The sequence below is a fragment of the Paracoccus saliphilus genome, from assembly GCF_028553805.1.
GTDB lineage: Bacteria > Pseudomonadota > Alphaproteobacteria > Rhodobacterales > Rhodobacteraceae > Paracoccus > Paracoccus saliphilus.
Genome location: NZ_CP067140.1, coordinates 1,928,472 through 1,945,933 on the forward strand (window position 1 = coordinate 1,928,472; position 17,462 = coordinate 1,945,933).

General features: G+C 63.2%; 13 protein-coding genes. 7 read left to right on the forward strand and 6 right to left on the reverse strand.

The window, feature by feature from the left end; all coding sequences use genetic code 11:
• Window positions 1–7: 7 nt before the first annotated feature.
• Window positions 8–1,567 (forward strand): glutamine-hydrolyzing GMP synthase, encoded by a 1,560-nt coding sequence (guaA, locus tag JHX88_RS09210; RefSeq protein ID WP_076524479.1) that lies wholly within the window; start codon window positions 8–10, stop codon window positions 1,565–1,567.
• Window positions 1,568–1,622: 55 nt separating this feature from the next.
• Here guaA and JHX88_RS09215 read toward each other — a convergent pair whose 3' ends face one another.
• Window positions 1,623–4,727, reverse strand: a complete 3,105-nt coding sequence (locus JHX88_RS09215) for an efflux RND transporter permease subunit (protein WP_076524477.1) — start codon at window positions 4,725–4,727, stop codon at window positions 1,623–1,625.
• A 6-nt stretch (window positions 4,728–4,733) separates the two neighbouring features.
• Complete coding sequence (locus JHX88_RS09220) at window positions 4,734–5,930, reverse strand: efflux RND transporter periplasmic adaptor subunit (protein ID WP_272848228.1); 1,197 nt, start codon at window positions 5,928–5,930, stop codon at window positions 4,734–4,736.
• A 119-nt stretch (window positions 5,931–6,049) separates the two neighbouring features.
• Here JHX88_RS09220 and JHX88_RS09225 point away from each other — a divergent pair, with 119 nt between their 5' ends.
• Entirely contained in the window at window positions 6,050–6,661 is a 612-nt protein-coding gene (locus JHX88_RS09225; protein ID WP_076524475.1) for a TetR/AcrR family transcriptional regulator, read from the forward strand.
• A 91-nt stretch (window positions 6,662–6,752) separates the two neighbouring features.
• Here JHX88_RS09225 and JHX88_RS09230 read toward each other — a convergent pair whose 3' ends face one another.
• Window positions 6,753–9,254: a GcvT family protein gene (locus tag JHX88_RS09230; protein WP_076524473.1), complete on the reverse strand. Its 2,502-nt coding sequence runs from the start codon at window positions 9,252–9,254 to the stop codon at window positions 6,753–6,755.
• A 174-nt stretch (window positions 9,255–9,428) separates the two neighbouring features.
• Between JHX88_RS09230 and panC the strand changes: the two genes are divergently transcribed.
• Together panC and panB are read left to right on the forward strand one after the other, a co-directional pair.
• Window positions 9,429–10,286 (forward strand): pantoate--beta-alanine ligase, encoded by an 858-nt coding sequence (panC, locus tag JHX88_RS09235; protein WP_076524471.1) that lies wholly within the window; start codon window positions 9,429–9,431, stop codon window positions 10,284–10,286.
• A gap of 10 nt (window positions 10,287–10,296) precedes the next feature.
• Window positions 10,297–11,106 (forward strand): 3-methyl-2-oxobutanoate hydroxymethyltransferase, encoded by an 810-nt coding sequence (panB, locus tag JHX88_RS09240; RefSeq protein WP_076524469.1) that lies wholly within the window; start codon window positions 10,297–10,299, stop codon window positions 11,104–11,106.
• A gap of 118 nt (window positions 11,107–11,224) precedes the next feature.
• Here panB and JHX88_RS09245 read toward each other — a convergent pair whose 3' ends face one another.
• From JHX88_RS09245 to JHX88_RS09255, 3 genes are all read right to left on the reverse strand, one after another.
• Window positions 11,225–12,412, reverse strand: a complete 1,188-nt coding sequence (locus JHX88_RS09245) for a Hint domain-containing protein (RefSeq protein WP_272848229.1) — start codon at window positions 12,410–12,412, stop codon at window positions 11,225–11,227.
• A 436-nt stretch (window positions 12,413–12,848) separates the two neighbouring features.
• Window positions 12,849–14,033 carry an MFS transporter gene (locus tag JHX88_RS09250; RefSeq protein WP_076524467.1) on the reverse strand — a complete coding sequence of 395 codons (1,185 nt, stop codon included), beginning with the start codon at window positions 14,031–14,033 and terminating at the stop codon, window positions 12,849–12,851.
• 21 nt (window positions 14,034–14,054) lie between these two features.
• On the reverse strand, window positions 14,055–15,062 hold the full coding sequence (locus tag JHX88_RS09255) for a 2-hydroxyacid dehydrogenase (RefSeq protein WP_076524465.1): 1,008 nt from the start codon (window positions 15,060–15,062) through the stop codon (window positions 14,055–14,057).
• A 204-nt stretch (window positions 15,063–15,266) separates the two neighbouring features.
• Here JHX88_RS09255 and JHX88_RS09260 point away from each other — a divergent pair, with 204 nt between their 5' ends.
• The 3 genes from JHX88_RS09260 (at window position 15,267) to sigJ (ending at window position 17,323) form a co-directional block, all read left to right on the forward strand.
• Window positions 15,267–15,884, forward strand: a complete 618-nt coding sequence (locus tag JHX88_RS09260) for an SH3 domain-containing protein (RefSeq protein ID WP_419182364.1) — start codon at window positions 15,267–15,269, stop codon at window positions 15,882–15,884.
• 91 nt (window positions 15,885–15,975) lie between these two features.
• A complete protein-coding gene (locus JHX88_RS09265) occupies window positions 15,976–16,440 on the forward strand; it encodes a carboxymuconolactone decarboxylase family protein (RefSeq protein ID WP_272848230.1) in 465 nt (154 codons plus the stop codon).
• On the forward strand, window positions 16,430–17,323 hold the full coding sequence (sigJ, locus tag JHX88_RS09270) for an RNA polymerase sigma factor SigJ (protein ID WP_076524464.1): 894 nt from the start codon (window positions 16,430–16,432) through the stop codon (window positions 17,321–17,323). Before JHX88_RS09265 ends, sigJ begins: the two co-directional genes overlap by 11 nt.
• Window positions 17,324–17,462: the final 139 nt, after the last annotated feature.

A 17,462-nucleotide genomic window follows, 5' to 3' on the forward strand; every position in this document is an offset into this window, starting at 1 on the left:
CGCAGTCATGACCCAGCATCAGCGCCTCCTCATCATCGATTTCGGCTCTCAGGTGACACAGCTGATCGCGCGCCGCCTGCGTGAGCTGAACATCTATTCCGAAATCCGCCCCTTCAACACTGTCACCGCCGATACGCTGCGAGAGATGGCTCCGCAAGCCGTCATCCTGTCGGGCAGCCCGGCCAGTGTGACCGAAACCGACAGCCCGCGCGTTCCTCAGGAACTGTTCGAGATGGGCGTGCCAGTCTTCGGCATCTGTTATGGGCAGCAGGTGATGATGGCGCAACTCGGGGGCCGGGTCGAAGCGGGGCATCACGCCGAATATGGCCGCGCCTTCATCTCCCCTGCCGCCGGGCACAAGGGCGACAGCATTTTCGCGGGCCTGTTCGAGACCGAGCGCGAGCAGGTCTGGATGAGCCATGGCGACCGGGTGACGGAACTGGCTCCGGGATTCGAGATCATCGGCACCTCGCCCAATGCGCCGATGGCGATGATCGCGGACGAGGCACGGCATTTCTATGCGGTGCAGTTCCATCCCGAGGTGCATCACACGCCACACGGGCGCAAGATATTCGAGAATTTCGTGAAGCTGGCGGGCTTTACCGGTGACTGGACCATGGCCAGCTATCGCGACGAGGCGATTGCCACGATCCGCGCGCAGGTCGGCGACCGCAAGGTGATCTGCGGCCTGTCCGGCGGTGTCGATTCTTCTGTCGCGGCGGTGTTGATCCACGAGGCGATCGGGGATCAGCTGACCTGCGTCTTCGTCGATCACGGGCTGCTGCGGTTGAACGAGGCCGAGGAAGTCGTCTCGATGTTTCGCGACAATTACAACATCCCCCTGATCCACGCCGATGAGAGCGATCTGTTCCTCGGCGCGCTGGAGGGCGTTTCCGACCCCGAAACCAAGCGCAAGACCATCGGCAAGCTGTTCATCGACGTGTTCCAGAAATACGCGAATGACATCGAGGGGGCAGAATTTCTCGCCCAGGGGACGCTCTATCCTGACGTGATCGAAAGCGTATCCTTCAGCGGCGGTCCGTCGGTAACGATCAAGTCGCATCACAATGTCGGTGGGCTGCCCGAGAAGATGGGCCTGAAGCTGGTCGAGCCATTGCGCGAATTGTTCAAGGACGAGGTCCGCGCTCTTGGCCGCGAGTTGGGCTTGCCCGACAGTTTCATCGGGCGCCACCCCTTCCCCGGCCCCGGTCTCGCCATCCGCTGCCCCGGAGAGATCACCCGAGACAAGCTGGAGATCCTGCGCAAGGCCGATGCGGTCTTCATCGACCAGATCCGCAAGCATGGCCTTTACGACGAGATCTGGCAGGCATTCGTCGCGATTTTGCCGGTGCGCACGGTGGGCGTGATGGGCGACGGGCGGACCTATGATTACGCCTGCGCATTACGCGCCGTCACATCGGTCGACGGGATGACCGCGGATTACTATCCGTTCAGCCATGAATTTCTGGGCGAGACCGCGACGCGGATCATCAACGAGGTCAAGGGCATCAACCGCTGCACCTATGACATCACCTCGAAACCTCCCGGCACGATCGAGTGGGAGTGATCCGGGCTACCCGCGCTGCCCGAACGAACCGGGCAGCGCAAATTCTCCGGCCCGATCAGCCCTTTGCCTTTCTCGTGAACAGCTTCACCGCCTGCAACACGGCGACATAGAAGACCGGCACCAGGAAGATCCCGATCACCGCCGACGACGCCATGCCGCCCAGCACCCCGATCCCGATGGAGTTCTGCGCCCCTGCCCCGGCACCCGAGGCGATGGCCAGCGGCAACACGCCCAGCATGAAGGCAAAGGTCGTCATCAGGATCGGGCGAAGCCGCATCCTCGACGCCTCGATGGCAGCATCCAGCAGCGATTTGCCCTGCGCTACCAAGGATTGAGCGAATTCCACGATCAGGATGGCATTTCGCGCGGCAAGCCCGATGGTGGTCAGCAGGCCGACCTTGAAATAGACATCATTCGACTGCCCGAAGATCAGCGCCGCCGCCAATGCGCCCAACACGCCAATCGGCACGGTCATCAAAACTGCCAGCGGCACGGTCCAACTTTCATACAGGGCCGCCAGCGCAAGGAACACCACCAGCGCCGAAAGTGCGAACAGCATCGGTGCCTGATTTCCCGACAAGCGTTCCTGATAGGAAAGACCGGTCCAGGCCGTGCCATAGCCGCCATCCAGATCGGCGACCAGTTCCTCCATCGCTTCCATCGCCGCGCCCGAGGACAAGCCTTGCGCCGCCGCACCGCTCAGTTCCAGCGCGCGTGTGCCGCCATAGCGGGCAAGCGCCTGCGGCTCCTGCTCCCATGCCTGGGTCGCGAAGGCTGCGAAGGACACCATCTCGCCTTGTGAGTTTCGCGCATACCAGGTTTCGATATCCTCGGGTTGGGACCGGGCCTCTGCCTCTCCCTGCACGATCACCGGGCGCAGCTCCGAGCCAAGGGCGAAATCATTCACGTCCCGCCCGGCAAAGATCACCGACAGCATCGCGTTGACCTCGGAAATCGAGAGGCCGAAGGCCGCCGCTTTCTGCTGGTCGATATCCAGCCGCAACGAGGTCTCGAACGGGGCCTCGTTGCCGCGCAGATTGGTAACGCGGCCATCTTCCTGTGCATTTGCCACAAGCTGGTCGGCGGCCGCCGAAAGCGCCTCTTGCCCCTGTCCGGCCTGATCAACAAGATATGTCGTAAAGCCCGAGGACGCGCCCATACCCTGGATGGCTGGAGGCTGTAGGAAATAGACCTGCCCCGACCGGTTGGTCATGAAGAAATGCGCATTGGCGCGCGTGACCAGCGACGCGACGTCATGGCCCTCGCGCTCCTCGTAATCATGCAGCTTGGCAAAGATCATCGCGTTGTTTTGCCCCGATCCGCCAAAGCTGAAGCCAAGCGCGGCAAAGACGGATTCAACCGTCTCGGATTCCTCGGTCAGCAGGTAGTCCTCGACCTTTTCGACCAGCGCCCGTGTCTGTGCCGTGGTGGACCCGTCCGGTGTCTCGACCATGACCAGCATCACGCCCTGATCCTCTTCGGGCAGGAAGGAGCCCGGCAGTTTCTGATACAGCATCGCCACCCCTGCGCCGATCGCGACCAGCACCACCAGCATGCGGAAAGGCCGTTTGACCAGCCCCGCGACCACGCTGGCATAGCCGCCCGTCGCGCGGTCGAGGTTGCGGTTGAACCAGCGCGCAGGTGCAATCCCGTCGCCATGCTTGCGCGGCCTCAGCAGGGTGGCGCACATGGCGGGTGTCAGGATCACCGCGACACCAAGCGACAGGACCATGGCCGTGATGATGGTGATCGAGAATTGCCGATAGATCACTCCGGTCGCGCCACTCATGAAGGCCATCGGCAGGAACACTGCCGACAGGACCAGCACGATGCCGACCAGTGCCGAGGTGATCTCGCGCATGCTCTTCTCGGTCGCCTCGACGGGGCCGAGCCCCTCTTCCTCCATCACCCGCTCGACATTCTCGACCACCACGATGGCGTCATCGACCAGCAACCCGATGGCCAGCACCATCGCGAACATGGTCAGCGTGTTGATCGAGAACCCCGCGAAGGCCAGCACCGCGAATGTGCCAAGCAGCACGACCGGGATCGCGATGACCGGGATGATCGTCGCGCGCCAGCTTTGCAGGAAGCACAGGATAACCAGGAAAACCAGCACCACTGCCTCGGCAAGCGTGTGGTAGACTTGGCTGATCGATTCCTCGACAAAGGGCGATGTGTCATAGGGGTAGACGATATCGACACCATCGGGCAGCGATGGCGCGATTCCGGCCAGCACCTCGCGCACGGACTGAGCGGTTTCGACCGCATTCGCGCCGGTCGCCAGGTTGACCGCGAACCCCGCCGCCGGATTGCCGTTATAGCGCGACGCGCCGCCATAGCTTTCCTGCCCGATTTCGATCCGCGCGACATCGCCCAGGAAAACCGTCGAGCCGTCCGGATCGACGCGCAGCAGGATACGCTCGAACTCCTCGACGCTCGAGAACTGCGATTGCGCCGAAAGCGACAAGGTCAGACGCTGACCTTCCGAGGCGGGCTGTGCGCCGAGGCTGCCCACGGTGACATTGCTGTTCTGCTCGGATACTGCCGAAGTCACGTCGGCGGGCGTGACCTGGTATTGCGCCATCTTCATCGGATCGAGCCAGATCCGCATGGCATAACCCGACCCGAAAGTGCTGATAGAGCCGACACCGGGCGTGCGCTTGACCGGGTCCTCGATCATTTGCGACGTCAGATCGCCCAACTCTACCGTCGAATAATGCCCATCGCTGCTGGTCAATGCGCCGACCAGCAGGATGGACGAGGTGGAGCGCGACACCGACACACCAGCTTGCTGCACTATGTCAGGCAGTTGCGACGTGACGAGCTGCAGCTTGTTCTGCACCTGCACCTGCGCGATATCGGCATCTACCGTGTCGTCAAAAGTCAGCGAGATCGAGGCCGAACCCGGCGTCGAATTCGACGTCATGTAGATCAGCCCGTCGATCCCGGTCATCGCGTCCTCGATGACAGTGGTGACCGAGCTTTCGACGATCTCCGCCGAGGCGCCGTTATAGCCCGCGCTGACCCGCACCGTGGTCGGGGCGATCTGGGGATATTGCTCGATCGGCAGGGTGGACAGGCCAAGCGAGCCGACCAGCATGGTCACGAAGGCAATGACCCACGCGAAAACCGGGCGGTGAATGAAGAAACGTGCCATATGGGCTTACTCCGTCGCCGGTGTGTCGTCGGTGTCCGCCGAGGGATCATCCCCTGCCGGGGCCTCGACCTCGCGCACTACGCCGTTTTCGTCGAAAGTGACGGGAACCGTGGCGACTTCCATGCCTTCGCTGAGGCCGGTCAGCCCGTCCACCGCCAGCAGGTCGCCCTCTTCCAGACCGTCGGTGACGATCCAGTGATACTGCCATGTGCCATCATCGGTCAATTCGCGGCGCATGGCCTTGCCATCCTCGATCACCCATGCGGTCAGCTTGCCGGTGCGGTCGCGCGTCGTTGCCGATTGCGATACCAGGAATGCCCGGACCGTGCCCAGTTCCACCTGCCCGCGGACGAACATCCCCGGCAGCAGCAGGTTGCGCGGATTGTCGAAACGAAACCGTGTATCCACCGCTCCGGTCGAGGTCGATACGCTGAAACCCGGCGCCACCAACTCGCCGGTCGCCTCGTAGGTCTGACCGGTCTCCAGTGTCAGCGTCGCGCGCAGCTTTTCGTTCATTTGCAAGCGTCCCTCGGTGATGTCGCTGATGACCGACAGCATCCGGGCCGAGGGCTCGTACATGTCCACCTCGATCGGGTCCAGCCGCGTCACAGTGGCCATTGCCTCGGCCTGCCCGGCCGTCACCAGATCGCCCACCGACACCCCGGCCACGCTGGCCATACCGGCGATGGGGCTGGTCACCGTGGTCCAATCAAGCTCTGCCTGCGCCAGACTCAAAGCAGCCTGCGCCGATTGCAGCGAGGCCCGGGCCTGTTCCAGCGTCGCCCGCGAGGCCTCGACCTGCGCCAGCGTGGTTCCCGACCCCTGCAGCCGCTCGGTCCGCTCATAGGCCGATTCCGCCTCGGTCACAGACGCTCTTGCAGAGGCCACATCCGCCTCGGCACTGCTCAGATTGGCCTCGTATGTGGTCGCGTCGATGCGAAACATCGGATCGCCTTGCTCCAGCGGGCGGCCCGCATCGTAGAGGATCTCGATGATGATTCCCCCGACACGAGGCCGGATTGCCGCCTCGGCCCCCGATACCGCCCGCCCCGGCAAGGTCACGACCCGAGGCACCGGCTGCGAAGTGATCTCGACCACACCGACCTGCTTGGGCGGCGCGCCTTCCTGCGCGGAGGCTGCGGAAGCGAATGCCAGCAGCGCGACGGCCGCAAGGCGGATCGTGTGACGAATATCAGGCATCATTGGTCATCCCGGATAAAGAGCAGCCCGCCGCGATGCGGAGCTTGATTAATCGGGCTCCTTGCATAAATTTGCATGGTGTGCAATGATTGCTTTAAGTGAAATCATGGAAATGCCAGCCGATGCCCGCTTCCTCAACGCTTCGTGATCGCCGCCGCCTGCAAACCGGGCACGAGATCCAATCGGCCACACTGCGGCTTGCGTTGCGCGAGGGGTTCGAGGCGGTAACGACCGAGATGATCGCGGCAGAGGCCGGGGTCAGCCTGCGCACCTTCTTCAACTATTATGCGAACAAGGAGGCCGCGCTGGTCGGCAGGCGCCCGGAAATCGACCCCGAGATCATCGACTGGTTTGAACAGGCCTCAGGGCCGCTCATGGATGACCTGTTTGAGGTCCTCAGCCGCCATCTTGACGATGGTCATCTAAGCCGCGAGACGATCAGGCTAATCAGCACCTTGCTGGAACGGTCTCCCGAACTGGTCCCGATCTTTCAGGCCTCGCTTCGAAATCTCGCCGGTCAGATCGTCAGCCTTGTCACATCCCGCTTGGGCGAGGCGGCGCGGCCAGAGGCGGAACTGCTGGCAGAGCTTGTTTCACATGCATTGGGCCACGCCATCCGTAGCTGGTCGCAATCCGATGATATGAGCGAGGCCGAAATCACCGGACTCGCCCGGCAGCATATCGAAAATGTGGGGAAACTCATTGGGAACGGCAATGAAACGCCAAGCCGCTGACGCATATCCGAAACGCGTCAGGCCGTCCATTCCGGATCATTGAGGAATGGGCAGGGCAGCCGCGAAACGACGCGACCGCCCTGCCCCGGTGTTATCCATCCACCCGGATACGGGCGTTCTGCGGATCATAGGGGCTGTCCTCGGCCACCTCGGCATCCCAGAATTCGCGGAACATGCGGACCTTCAGCCGGGTGCCCGGCTCGGCCAGATCGGGGCGGACATAGCCCATGCCGATCTGCTTGCCGAACGCCACGGAATAGCCGCCCGAGGTCAGTCGTCCGACCTTTTCGCCATCCGCGAACAGCGCCTCGCGCCCCCAGGGATCGGCATCCTCTGGCCCGTCGATCAGCAGCGTGACGCATTTGGATCGGATGCCCGCAGCCTCCATCGCCGCTTTGCCCTTGAAATCCTTGGACAGATCGACAAACCGGTCCAGCCCGGCTTCAAGCGGAGTCGCGTCGCGGCCCAGTTCGTTGCCAAAGGCGCGATAGGATTTCTCTTGCCGTAGCCAGTTCTGCGCGCGCATGCCGACCAGCTTCAGCCCCAAGGGCTCTCCCGCCTCCATCAACCGGTCGAACAGGCGGTTCTGCATCTCGATCGGGTGATGCAGCTCCCATCCCAATTCGCCGGTATAGGCGACCCGGATAGCCTGAACCGGCACCATGTCCAGTTCGATCCGCTTCGAGGAAAGCCACGGGAAACGCTTGTTCGACAAGGCGGTTTCCGGCGTTGCATCGCGAATCAACCTGGCCAGCACATCGCGCGAAGCAGGCCCGGCGATAGCGAACACGCCCCATTGCGAGGTCACGTCCTGAGTATGGACGAATTCGCCGCCCGCGGCCATGAAGTCCTCGGCCGATTTCAGCAGGTTGTCCTGATCGTAATCCGCCCATGCGCCCGCCGAGACAAGGTAATAGTCATTCTCGGCGCGCCGCACGATCGTGTATTCGGTGCGCGTGGTCCCCGTCTCGGTCAGCGCATAGGTCAGGTTGATGCGTCCGACCTTGGGCAGCTTGTTGGTGGTCAGCCAATCAAGAAAGGCAGTCGCCCCCGGCCCGGTCACCATATGCTTGGCGAATGCCGTCGCGTCGATCAGGCCCGCCGCGTTCCGGACCGCCTCGGCCTCGGATTTGGCATATTGCCACCAGCCGCCCCGGCGGAAGCTGCGCGCATCATGGTCGAAATTGTCCGGCGCATCCACCGGGCCGAAATAATTCGGCCGTTCCCAACCGTTCACGCAGCCGAACTGCGCGCCTCGCGCCTTCAGCCGGTCATAGGACGGAGCACAGCGCAAGGGGCGACAGGCCGGACGCTCTTCGTCGGGGTGGTGCAGGATATAGACGTGGTCATAGGCCTCTTCGTTCTTGCGCGCGGCATATTCCGTGGTCATCCAGCGGCCGAAGCGGCGCGGGTCCAGCGATGCCATGTCGATCTCGGCCTCGCCCTCGGTCATCATCTGCGCCAGGTAATGGCCGGTGCCGCCCGCCGCCGTGATGCCAAAGCTGAAGCCTTCGGCCAGCCACATGTTGCGCAGCCCCGGCACCGGACCGACCAGCGGGTTGCCATCCGGCGTATAGCAGATCGGACCGTTGAAATCGTCCTTCAGCCCCACCTCTTCAGAGGTCGGAATCCGATGGATCATCGCCATGTATTCCTCTTCGATCCGGTCAAGATCCAGCGGGAACAGGTCGGCGCGGAAGGTTTCAGGCACGTCGTAAAGGAAGCGCGCCGGAGCGTTCCGCTCATATGGCCCCATGATCCAGCCGCCGCGTTCCTCGCGCACATACCATTTGGCATCGGCATCGCGCAGCACCGGATGCTCGGGATTGCCGTCCTCGCGCCACTTGATCAGCGCCGGATCCTTTTCGGTGACGATGAACTGATGCTCGACTGGGATCGCCGGAATCCGCACCCCAAGCAGACGCGCGGTGCGCTGCGCATGGTTGCCGGTCGCCGTCACCACATGCTCGGCCCGAATCTCGAACAGTTCCCCGGTGGGAACCAGGTTGCCGCCCTTCTCGCCCATCTTCTCGCAGGTGACGATCCATTCGGAACCGGTCCACTGATAACCGTTCACCTGGATCTTGCGCTCGATGGAACAGCCTGCCATCCGCGCGCCCTTGGCCATGGCCTGGGTCACATCGGCGGGGTTGATATAGCCATCGGTGGGATGGAAGATCGCGCCCTTCAGATCCTCGGTCCGGACCAGAGGCCAGCGTTCCTTGATCTGGGCGGGGGTCAGGAACTCATGCTCGATCCCCACCGTTTCGGCGGTCGAGGAATAGAGCATATATTCATCCATCCGCTCCTGCGTCTGCGCCATGCGCAGGTTGCCGCAACGGGTGAACCCGGCATTCAGCCCCGTCTCGGCTTCCAGCCCGGCATACAGCTTGACCGAATAATCATGGATATGGCTGGTCGCATATCCCATGTTGAACAATGGCAGCAGCCCGGCTGCGTGCCATGTCGAGCCCGATGTCAGCTCGTCACGCTCGACCAGCAGCGTCTCCCACCCGGCGCGGGCCAGATGCAGGGCGATCCCGCAACCGACCGCGCCGCCCCCGACGACTAGAACCTTCACATGCGACTTCATGGCTAGCGACTCCTCTGGCCCCGAATGTTCCCCGTTAGTGCCAGAGCAAATTCCGAACGGTCCCATTGGCCCGACCATTGGCAGCAAAAAACGACATGCTGCATCGCAGCGCTTGCACTGAACGCGGTCCGAAGGCTAGTTTGAGCCCCATCCCGCGGGAGGAGGACAAGCAGAATGCAGATTTGCCGCAGCAAGCAGGCCATGCGCGAATGCGCGGATGCGTGGCGGGCCGAGGGGCAGCGCATCGCGCTGGTGCCCACCATGGGGGCGCTGCATGACGGCCACATGACATTGGTCGCCCGCGCGCGCGACTGGCTGAAGGCACAGGGCGGCGGGCGGCTGGTGACCTCGATCTTCGTGAATCCGACGCAATTCGGCCCGAACGAGGATCTCGACAAATATCCCCGCGACGAGGAAAACGACCTGGCGCTGTTGCGGCAGGCGGGTGTCGACGCGGTCTTCCTGCCCACGGTCGAGGATATCTATCCCCCCGGCACACAGACCATCGTCGAAGCCACGGGCTTGTCGCGGATGCTGATCGGGCGGCTGCGCCCCGGACATTTCCGCGGCGTGACCACGGTGGTGACCAAGCTGTTCAACATCACCCGCTGCGATGCCGCGAGTTTCGGTGAAAAGGATTACCAACAGCTCACCATCATCCGGCAGATGGTCGGCGATCTGGACATGCCGGTCCAGATCATCCCCGTGCCCACGGTGCGCGAGGCGGACGGGCTCGCCATGTCCTCGCGCAATCTCCGCCTGACCCCGCAGGACAGGGCAGCCGCCCCGGTGCTGAACCGCGCCCTCGACCGCGCGCAGGAAATGGTGGCGGACGGCGTTACCCTCACCGCGCTGCGCCGCGAGATCCGCGGCGTTCTGAACAATGAGCCGCGCGGCGAGACGCGCTCTATCGATATCCGTGACGCTTCCGACCTGTCGCGGATCAACCGTATCGACCGCCCCGTGGTGATCCTGCTGGCCGTCCGCTTCGGCGATGTGCTGCTGATCGACCAACGCGTCGCGCATCCCTGAAGAGGCCCGCATGTCCGCACAAGCCCCGATCAAGCGTATCACCACGCCCGAAATCGCCATTCGCAAGGGCGGCACGCCCATCGTCTCGCTGACCGCCTATACCGCGCCGATGGCCGCCATGGTCGATAGGCATGCCGAGGTGATCCTTGTCGGCGACAGTCTCGGTATGGTGGTGCATGGCCTGTCCTCGACCATCGGCGTCACGCTCGAGATGATGATCATGCATGGACAGGCCGTCATGCGCGGCAGCCAGCGGGCGCTGGTGGTGATCGACATGCCCTTCGGCAGCTACGAGGAAAGCCCCGAACAGGCATTCCGCAACGCCGCCCGGATCATGGCCGAGACCGGCGCCGGCGCCGTCAAGCTCGAGGGTGGCGCCCGCATGGCCGAGACCATCCGCTTCCTGACCGAGCGCGGCATCCCGGTCATGGGCCATGTCGGCCTGACCCCGCAGGCGACCAACACGATGGGCGGCTTCAAGACCCAGGGCCGCGACGAATCCGACTGGCCCGCCCATATCGCCGATGCACAGGCCGTGGCCGAGGCCGGCGCCTTCAGCATCGTCGTCGAGGGCGTGATGGAGGCGCTTGCCGACCGCATCACCGAAGCCGTCCCGGTGCCGACCATCGGCATCGGTGCCTCGAAACGCTGCGACGGGCAGATCCTCGTGCTGGACGACATGCTGGGCCTGTCCGGGCGCGTGCCGCGTTTCGTGCGCAAATTCGGCGATCTCGGTCCCCAGAGCGAGGAGGCCATCGCCGCCTATGCGAGAGCCGTCCGCGACGGCAGCTTTCCGGGGGACGGACAGGTTTACAGGTAGGAAACCTGCCGGGCATTTACGTCTGGCTTGCGGCAAATTCCGTCCGACCCCAAAACGGGGAGCGCGGGGCCGGACGGGACGCCATCGCCCGGAGAGATCAAGGCGATGGCGGTTCCGGTCAGCCGTTCAGAAGCGGCATGTCATGCTTCTGGTGCTGCGCGATCAGCTTTTTGATTTCCATGCCCTTTCCCGGAATCACCCGCGCCGGTTCAGTCGTGAAATCCGGATCGGTGATTTCGGGAAACAGCGTCTCGATCTCCTTCCGCGCCTCGCGCGGGACGCTTTTCAGCGCCTCCGGCCCAGTGAACAGGCTTTCGGTCGGCGCGTCCTCGGAAAAGATCACCTGATGCCTGTCGAAGAGAATGTGGAAATAGGTCACATCGTCGATGTCATCCGCGATACCGATTCCGGGCAGCCCGATCAGCTTGTTGGCCGGGACCAGGATTTCCTCGGCTCCGAACATCCGCTGGGCGATCTTCGACTTGACTAGGACCCGGTGCTGCCGACTGACCATCAGGTCCCGCTTCGGCAGCCCGTTCCCCAACGCGCCTACCCGGATACGAACTGGACGTAATTTCGGCTCATGGAAAAGATCCACGGCATCCCGCCTGGTCGAGCCGATCCAGCGAATCGGCTGGTAACCGTCATCCATGGTGCAGATCAGGTCGCCGACCGCCAATTCCTCGACCGGCTTGTTGCCCTGATCGGTCTCGATCAGCGTACCGATGGTGAAACAGACGACCGGTTCGGGGTCGTTATCGGGAATCCCGTCATAGAGAAGCCATTCCGAAAACGGTGCGCTTGTCAGTGCCGCGTCCGGCGCGATGCGGATGCTGGCAATCCGCATATCTCCGCCCGCGTCCAGCCAGGTGTCCGGAACGTCCACCCAGACATTCCCGTTATCCAGGGTTCTGATTTGCAGGCCGGCCGGAAGATCGTCCTGTGACAGGACCGTCCCGTCTTCCAGCGTGACGGTGAACTTGTCGACATTGTAGATCTTGTCAAGACGACCGGATTGATCCCCGAAAGCCGGGCTGCTCAAGCCCAAGACGTCCGAAAGTGCACCACTGTCTGTGCCATTCAGATGATAACGAGAGGCTTCGTTATCGTAGTTGTTGATCACACTTGCAGGATATTGATCATCGCGATCTCCAAACTGACGGGCAATGAATGCCTCGTGATCGCCCTGGGCAAGACCCTGAACACCGAATGTCACCCCCCGCACCTGGCCGCCAGCTTCCAGAGCGGGATCCCAGATCATATTGGTGTAAATGGAATATTTGTCGATGGTATAAAAAGATGGCATGATTGTTAACCTATTAACCAGATTGATCCCGCGCATGGACAACATGTCGCAACTGTTTTCCAGTCGGGCACAGCATTTTCTTCCCCCGACCTGTTCGGAATACGGAACAGTTGCGAGGATGATTCCTCACTTCGAGCCGAAAAACGCATTCCGGCCCTCATCCGGCATGAGGGCAGATGTCCTGAAGGGATCGCTTGTGGAGGTTCATCCGGCCTATTGCCGTTAACCCCCGCGAAACCGTCTCTTTACGGAAAAGCAGGATTTGACGTGGCGTCATCCACGCAACCTGCGCAGGCTGTGTACGCCCTGTGTACAGGCTGTGCACATCCGGTGTACGCGCTGTGCGGCCCGAAACCCGGCATTTTCCGTGTCAGGCCGCTTCCGCGTTGCGCGATGTCACCGATGCAACGCACGGCCCCGTTGCACGCGCCGGCCCTCAAGCCGCCGAGGCGACCTCTTCTTCGTCGTTGAATTCTGCCGTCCGTGCCAGCGGCGACAGCAGCAAGGGCACGATCAGCAGCCCGGCGAGGCCAAGATAAATGCTGGAAAAGCTCATTTTCTCGGCCAGGAACCCGATGCTTCCCGGAGCCAGCAGGATGCCGGAATAACCCATCATCGTCACCACCGCGAGCCCGACCCCCGGTGCCAGCAGGGGCAGGTTTCCGGCTGCGGAAAAGGCGATTGGCACGAGGTTGGCGATGCCCAGACCCGCGAAACCGAATCCGATGATCGCCATTACCGGCCCCGAGGCCATACCGGCGATGCCAAGGCCCGCGATAGCCACCACAGCACTGATCCGTAACATGCTGACCGCGCCTAGTTTTTGCCGCAAGATATCGCCCAGGAAACGCATCACCGCCATGGTCGCCGCGCAGGCTGCAAAGCCCCAGCCCGCCAGCGAAAGCGACGCCCCCATCTCGCGTTGCAGATAGACCGCCGCCCAATCGAGGATGGCGCCCTCGGGCACCATGCAGCACAGCGCCATGAAACCGATGATATAGGGCAGCGGCGAGCGCGGCAGTCTCAGCGGCGCCTTGGCCTCGCGCGCATCTGGTGCGTCGCGCAGCATCCTCGGCAGCGCAAAGCCTAGCACGGCACCGAAAATCAGCGTTGCAAGCAGTGCGTGGCCCAGCTCTCCCAGGCTGGACAGCGCCATGCCCCCCAGCCCTGCTCCGACCACGCCGCCAAGACTCCAAAACCCGTGGCAAGAGGACATGATCGCCCGGCGGCGCGCACGCTCGACCGCGACTGCATTGGCATTCATCGCCACATCCATGCCGCCCAGGAAACCGCCGAAAAGCAGGACCGTAGCCGCCACCAGCAGCAGGTTTGGAGCCAGTGACATCAGCAACAGAATCGGTAGCGCCAGAAGCGCCGAGATCCGCACGGCCCGCGCCGATCCATGCCGCGCCGTCATCGCACCGAAAACCGGCATCACCAGCAGCGACCCAAGCCCCAGCATCAGCACCACCATTCCCGCGGTGCCCTCGCTGATCCCAAGCCGTGCCATCAGTGCCGGCAGCTTGGGCGCCCAACTGCCGATCATCAGCCCATTGGCGAAGAACAATGCCGATACGGCCATACGGGCCGAACCGGCGGGCCGGTCATCGCGGTCGATCATCTGCTGCCTCCGTCCCGCCGCCTACAACATGCTCGGCACGACCAGGTCGGGCGGCCGATGCCCATCGGCATATGTCTTGACATTGATGATGACCTTCTCGCCCATCTCGTTGCGCCCCTCGACCGTGGCCGAGCCCATATGCGGCAGCAGGACCACGTTGGACAGTTCGCGCAGACGCGGATTGATCTCGTGCCCATGTTCGAACACGTCCAGCCCCGCCCCGGCGATCTCTCCGGCGCGCAGCATCCGGGTCAGGGCGTTCTCGTCGATCACCTCCCCGCGCGAGGTATTCACGACGACGGCGGTCGGCTTCATCAGCTTCAGCCGCCGGGCGTTCATCAGATGGAAGGTCGAGGGCGTGTGTGGTGCGTTCACGCTGACGATATCCATCCGCGCCAGCATCTGGTCCAGGCTTTCCCAATAGGTCGCCTGCAATTCCTCTTCGATTTCGGGGCGCAGGCGCTTGCGGTTGTGGTAGTGCACCTGCATCCCGAAGACATTGGCCCGCCGCGCCACCGCCTGCCCGATCCTGCCCATGCCAAGGATACCAAGCCGCCGACCGCCGACGCGCCCGCCCAGATGCGCGGTCGGCGCCCATCCGCCCCAACGTCCTGCCTGCATCTCGGCCAGGCCTTCGGGAATGCGGCGGGTCACGGCAAGGATCAGCGCCATGGTCATATCGGCGGTGTCTTCGGTCACGACACCGGGCGTGTTCGATACCAGCACCCCACGCTGCCGGGCCGACATGACATCGATATGGTCCACCCCGGCGCCGTAATTCGCGATCAGCTTCAGACGCTCTCCGGCCTGCGCCAGCATACTGGCGTCGATCTGGTCGGTGACCGTCGGCACCAGCACATCGCTGTTCTTCATCGCGGCGACCAGTTCCTCCCGGCTCATCTTGCGGTCATCCTCGCGCAGGACGACATCGAAAAGCTCCTTCATCCGGGTCTCGATGGGTTCCGGCAGGCGGCGGGAAACGGTGACCCGCAGTTTCGGGCGAGCCGAGGTCGGGCTGGTTGGGTGCATGATTGCCTCACTTTCTCGAAACCGTGTCGGTGGCGCACTTCCAATGCGGTGCGGCTTTTGGCAAACTGCCCGCGTTGAGGGGCAGGCACAAGACCCCTGAAAGGCCGGGCCCCGCCGCCAGCCGCCGAATACGGGCGGCGACACGGGATTATCGGCCCATAATCATGAAGGCCGGGCAGTCGGTCAGGCAGGAACGGAAAACGGATGACGAAGCGGGCGGTTTTCAGGAATGGCGCAGTAATCGGTCTGACGCTGGCAGCATTGGTGACAGGCCAGATGACCTTCGGGGGAAGTGCCGGGCAAGGCGGCGGCAATCACATGCAGGACCCCAATGTCATATTGGTCCAGAACAGCCTCTCGGCGGATGCGCAGATCAGCCGCAATTCGGCCCAGCAGCGCGGTCCGGTCACCAACCTGCCGATTCCCCGCTATGTCAGCCTCAAGGGCAGCGAGGGCAATGCACGCCGCGGTCCCAGCCTCTCGCATCGCATCGATTGGGTCTTCCGCCATGCCGGGATGCCATTGCGCGTGGTCGCCGAATTCGGCCATTGGCGCCGGGTCGAGGACAAGGACGGCGCGGGTGGCTGGGTGCATTACGCGCTCTTGTCGGGCGTCCGCACCGCCATCGTCACCGAGGACATGGCCGAGCTGCGCACCCGCCCCAATGCCGATTCCGATGTTGTCGCACGGGCGGAATCCGGTGCAATCGTGCGCCTGAACGAATGCAATCCCGACTGGTGCCAGATCTCCGGCGGAGGCGAGCGGGGCTGGGTCCCCAAGCCGTCGATCTGGGGCGTGGATCCCGACGAAATCCGCGAGTAAGCCGAAGCCAGACGGATTTTCAAACCGGATCTGTCACAAAGCGCGGGCCTGCCTCGTCTTCTTCATGTAAACCAAACATGAGGAAGACGAGATGACCACGACACGCATGGAATATTTCAAGGCCGCCCCCGATGCGATGAAACCGCTGGTCGCCCTTGAAAACTCGACCAGGGAGCTTTCGATCCCGACCCGGCTGCGCACGCTGATGAAGATGCGTGCGTCACAGATCAATAGCTGCGCCTATTGCCTCGACATGCATGCACCCGATGCCCGCGAGGCCGGAATCACACAGCAGCAGCTTGATGTTCTGGCCGCATGGCGCGAAAGCCCGGCCTTCGATGCGCGGGAACGGGCGGCGCTTGGCTGGTGCGATGCACTGACCCGGATCGAGGCGACCGGCGCGCCCGATGCCGATTATCAGGCGCTGGCCGCCGCTTTCAGCGAACGCGAATGCACGGAACTGACCCTGATCATCACCACGATCAATGCCTGGAACCGCTTTGCCGTCGGGTTCAGATCGGCCCATCCGATCCGGGACGAGGCCGATGAGCACTGACCCGAACCTGGCCATATTCCAGGCAGAGCGCCGCCGACTGGCGGGGCTCGCCTATCGCATGACCGGATCGGTGACCGAAAGTGAAGACATCCTGCAACAGGCATGGATCATCTGGTCGCGGCAACGCCCCGACAGGATCGAGAGCCCCGGCAAATGGTTGGGAACAATCGTGACGCGGCTCTGCCTCGATTTCCTGAAATCGGCACATCGGCGCCGCGAAACTTATATCGGCGCATGGCTGCCCGAACCATGGCTGCAGGACGAGGCCCCCGATGCCGAGCAGGACTGGATCGTGACCGAGGATGTCTCGATCGCGCTGATCCTGACACTCGACAAGCTCACGCCCGAGATGCGCGCCGGTTTCATCCTGCGCGATGCCTTCGATTTCTCCTTCGACGAGATCGCCACGGTTGTCGGCCGCTCGCCCGAAAACTGCCGGCAACTGGTATCACGCGCCCGGCGTCGCATCGCCGGGGCCGAGATGCCGGCGCAGATCCCGACCCAGGATGCGCAACAGATCACCAAGGCTTTCTGGCAGGCCAGCCGGGGAGGCGACATGCAGGCATTGCTGGATCTGTTTACCGAAGAGGTCGAGATTCACACGGATGGCGGCGGCAAGGTGCCCGCCGCCATGAACGTGCTCAAGGGAAAGGACCGGGCCGCGCGGTTCTTTGTCGGCATCGCTCGCAAGGGACTGGTCCGGTCCCAGCCCTTCCCGCCTTTGCGCCGCATCAACGGTTCGCCGGGTGTCGTCTCGGTCGAGCTCGGCGATGTCGTCCAGACCACCGCGCTCGACATCAGGGATGGCCGGATCGCCGCCGTCTGGATCACCCGCAACCCCGACAAGCTCCGCCATCTGCAAGGCAACCCGGCAATATGCTGATCCGCCGCCGCCGCGCACAATTCACCCGCAACAGGTGACCTGGGCAAGCAGCGTGACCCGGCCCCACCAACCGGCCTCAAAAAAGCCGCTTCTTCTTCATCCAAATATCCATCCCGAGGGTTTCACCGGGCGACACGCA